The organism is Streptomyces sp. NPDC054770, from assembly GCF_053611985.1.
In genome coordinates, this window is record NZ_JBSHBL010000059.1 from 4,858 (window position 1) to 8,344 (window position 3,487).

Annotated in this window: 3 protein-coding genes; 1 reads left to right on the top strand and 2 read right to left on the bottom strand. The window is 70.0% G+C overall.

The features are described from left to right. Positions 1–102: 102 nt before the first annotated feature. Both ACWGKQ_RS37235 and ACWGKQ_RS37240 read right to left on the bottom strand, forming a co-directional pair. Positions 103–1,548: a glyceraldehyde-3-phosphate dehydrogenase gene (locus ACWGKQ_RS37235; RefSeq protein ID WP_453296462.1), complete on the bottom strand. Its 1,446-nt coding sequence runs from the start codon at positions 1,546–1,548 to the stop codon at positions 103–105. Positions 1,549–1,646: 98 nt separating this feature from the next. Then, complete coding sequence (locus tag ACWGKQ_RS37240) at positions 1,647–2,582, bottom strand: LysR family transcriptional regulator (RefSeq protein ID WP_453296463.1); 936 nt, start codon at positions 2,580–2,582, stop codon at positions 1,647–1,649. Between the two features lie 109 nt (positions 2,583–2,691). On the opposite strand from ACWGKQ_RS37240, the gene ACWGKQ_RS37245 reads away from it, so the two are divergent. Beyond that, on the top strand, positions 2,692–3,321 hold the full coding sequence (locus ACWGKQ_RS37245; RefSeq protein ID WP_453296464.1) for a LysE family translocator: 630 nt from the start codon (positions 2,692–2,694) through the stop codon (positions 3,319–3,321). Positions 3,322–3,487: the final 166 nt, after the last annotated feature.

Consider the following 3,487-nt stretch of genomic DNA (forward strand, 5'->3'; position numbering starts at 1 on the left):
TTTTTTTTAAAAAAAATTTATATGTGTTTTTGGTGCTTTACACACGGTCTAACGCCGTTTCCGCTGTGGGCACAGGGAACCGGGCTGCCGGAGGTGAGGGGGTCAGACCGCCGGGGACGGGAACGTCGGGTACTCCACCCCCGAGACGTGCTGGACGACCCGGACCACCTGGCAGGAGTAGCCGAACTCGTTGTCGTACCAGAGGTAGAGGATCGCGTTGTCCCCCTCCACCTTCAGTGCGCCGGCGTCGACGATCGACGCGTGGCGCGAGCCGATGAAGTCGCTGGAGACCGCGTCCGGGGCGGTGATGAAGTCGATCTGCCGCTTGAGCGGCGAGGTCAGCGACACCTCGCGGAGGTAGTCGAGGACCTCCTCGCGGGAGGCCTCGCGGGCCAGCTGGAGGTTGAGGATCGCGATCGACACGTCCGGCACCGGGACCCGGATCGAGCTGCCGGTGATCCGGGCCTTGAGGTCCGGCAGCGCCTTCGCGACGGCGGACGCGGCGCCCGTCTCGGTGATGACCATGTTGAGCGGCGCGGACCGGCCGCGGCGCTCGGACTTGTGGTAGTTGTCCAGCAGGTTCTGGTCGTTGGTGAATGAGTGCACGGTCTCCACGTGTCCGCGCAGCACCCCGTACTGGTCGGCCATGGCCTTCAGCGGCGGCACGATCGCGTTGGTGGTGCAGGACGCGCAGGACAGGATCTGCTCGTCCGGCTTGACGGTGTCGTGGTTGACGCCGTGCACGATGTTCGGGACGTCGCCCTTGCCCGGCGCGGTCAGGACGACCTTCTCGATACCGGGGCGCAGGTGCTTCGACAGGCCCTCGCGGTCCCGCCACTTGCCGGTGTTGTCGATGAGGATGGCGTCCCGGATGCCGTACTCCGTGTAGTCGACCTGGGACGGGTCGTCGGCGTAGATCACCTTGATCGCGTTGCCGTTGGCGAGGATCGTGCTGTTCTCCTCGTCCACGGTGATCGTGCCCTGGAACTGGCCGTGGATGGAGTCGCGGCGCAGCAGCGAGGCGCGCTTGACGATGTCCTCGCCGCCCGCGCCGCGCACCACGATGGCCCGCAGCCGCAGGCCGTTGCCCGAGCCGGCCTTCTCGATGAGCAGCCGGGCGACCAGGCGGCCGATGCGGCCGAAGCCGTACAGGACGACGTCCCGTGGCTCCCGGCGGTCGATCTTGTTGGCGCCGGTGGCCCCGGCGACCGCCTCCGCGGTGAACGCCTCGATGCTCAGGCCCCGGTCGTCGGCCTTGTGGGTCGCGGCGAGCATGCCGATGTCGATCTGGGAGGGACCGAGGTCGAGCGCGGTGAGCGCCCGCAGGAACGGCATCGTCTCGGTGACCGACAGCTCGGCGCCGTCGATCTGGCGGGCGAAGCGGTGGGTCTTGAGGATGCTGACCACCGACTTGTTCACCAGGGAGCGGCTGTGGAGGAGGACCGTCACGTCCTGCTCCCGGTGCAGCTTCCCGATGAGCGGGATCATCGACTCCGCGATCTCCTCGCGGTTCTTCCAGTTGGTGAACGAGTCGTCGTTGACAGTCACAGACCTGAATCTCTCGATCGAGCTGGGTGGCGCTCATATGGTAAACCGGCCGGTGAATGATCGATCAAGGGGGTCCGGGTGTGATGCCGGTCGCCCGCTCACTCCCGTGATGTCCAGGTGCCCCTCAGGTCGGTGGCCACGTCGAGCAGCAGGATCCGGAAGACGTCCGCCAGCGGGGTCAGCACGGTGTCGGACCGGGTCACGGCGTGCAGGCCGCGGTGGAGCGGCGGGTCGGCCAGCGGGCGGTGCGTGGTCCCGGGGACCCGGGTGAGGGCCAGCCGGGAGACGAGCGCGACGCCGTAGCCGGTGCCGACGAGGGCCTGGGCCAGGTCGTACGACGCCGTCTGGAACCGGATCCTGGGGGTGAATCCGGCGCCGATCGCCGCCCGGTCGAGCTGCTCCCGGGCGGCGTGCCCGGCGAGGATGGTCACCCAGGACTCGTCCCGGAGCTGCTCCAGACGCAGGGGGGTGCCGTCGGGGGAACCGGTGACCAGGGGGTGGTCGTCGGGCAGGACGATGACCATGGGGTCCCGCAGCAGTGTGTGCACGGTGATGTTCGGGGGCGGCTCCGGGGGCAGCGCCCAGGAGGCGATCACCGCGACGTCGAGTTCGCCCGCCGCGACCCGCTCGACGCCGTGGTCGGACAACAGGTCCTCCACCGACACGTCGGCGTTCGGATACCGGTGACGCAGCGCGGTCAGGGCCGGCGGGAGCAGATGCAGGGCGGCGGCCAGGAAGGCGCCCACCCGCAGCCGCAGCGACAGACGGCCGAGGAGCGCGGCGAGCCGCTCCGCGGCCTGCTCCGTCTGCTCGTCGACGACCCGTCCGTGCTCCGCGAGCAGCGCGCCGGCCACCGTGAGCGACGCGCCGCGCGGACCGCGCACCACCAGCGGCGCGTTCCAGTCCCGCTCCGCCCGGGCCACCTGCTGGGTCACCGCGGCCGGGGTCACGCCGAGGGCGTGGGCGGCACCGGCGAGCGAACCGTGGCGGTCGATCATGGCGAGCAGACGCAGCTGTCCCGGATCCAAGGTCATTAAGTAATCTTAATGCTGGCTGGAATTGTTCTGACTTCTCTTCATGCGCCCGTCGCGTCAGCCTGGGAGTGGACCACCCACCACGCCCCAGTGAGAAGGCCGGCGACACGTGCCCATCCACCTGCCCCTGTTCGTGTTCACCACCTGGCTGCTGGCCATGCTCCCGGGCGCCGGGCAGGCCCTGATGATCCGGCAGATCCTGACGTTCGGCCCACGATCCGCCCGGGCCACCATCGCGGGCAACGCCACCGGGCTGCTCGTCTGGTCGACCGCCGCAGCCGTGGGTCTCTCCGCGGTGCTCCTGGCCAACCCGCACGCCTATCTGGTGGTACGCCTCGCGGGCGGAGCGGTGCTGTTCGCGCTGGGGGTCGCCACCCTCAGGGCGGCGGCGAAGGAGGGCGACGCCGAGACCGATCCGGGTGACGCCACCGCCGGTCCCGGCGGCCTCCGGGGCGCGTACGGTGCCGGGTTGGGCACGACGCTGGGCAATCCGAAGGCCGGGGTGTTCGCCGTGTCGGTGCTTCCCCAGTTCGTCACGGCCGACGGCCCCGTCCTGCTGAGCAGCATCGCGCTGGGCGTCCTGTGGGCCGTCGTCAACGTCTGCTGGTACCTGGTCTTCACCTGGGCCGTCGGCCGGGGCCGGGCCCTGGTGTCCCGGCCGGCGGTACGGCGCGCCCTGAACATCGTCACCGGCGTGGTGCTGTGCGCGCTCGGCGTGGCGGTGGCCGGGGGAGTCTGACCGGCGGCGGTGGGTGCCGTTGCGGAGAGCACCGCCAGATGTACGCGCACAGACCGGTGGCGGCGGGGCACCCGCAGGGGTCTGAGCGCACCGGCGCGGTGAAACCGAGGGTGTTAAAGTGAGACCCCCAAAGCGGGAGGTTAAGGAACCGGGCCCAAACGAACCG